1 protein-coding gene is annotated in these 232 nt (G+C 69.4%); it reads left to right on the forward strand.

Translation table 11 applies throughout. From position 1 onward, the window contains the following. Nucleotides 1-144: developmental transcriptional regulator BldC (gene bldC / locus GJQ66_RS13925; RefSeq protein WP_155049726.1), on the forward strand; the 144-nt coding region annotated here is incomplete at its 5' end. Nucleotides 145-232 lie beyond the last annotated feature (88 nt).

Genomic DNA, 232 nt, shown 5'->3' on the forward strand with positions numbered 1-232 from the left:
CGCGTGGACCCGAAGACGGTGACCCGCTGGGCCAAGGCAGGCAAGCTCACGTCCATCCGCACGCTCGGAGGACACCGGCGCTACCGCGAGGCCGAGGTTCGCGCACTGCTCGCGGGCATTCCGCAGCAGCGCAGCGAATCCTGAACAACCGCATGACCGGGCTGTTTTCGGGCCCCCCAACCCGATACCGGCCCATGGAGCCCCAGCCGGCTCCGCTCAGCACCACCTAGCA

The sequence above is a fragment of the Microbacterium sp. ZXX196 genome (assembly GCF_009709595.1).
GTDB classification, from domain to species: domain Bacteria; phylum Actinomycetota; class Actinomycetes; order Actinomycetales; family Microbacteriaceae; genus Microbacterium; species Microbacterium excoecariae.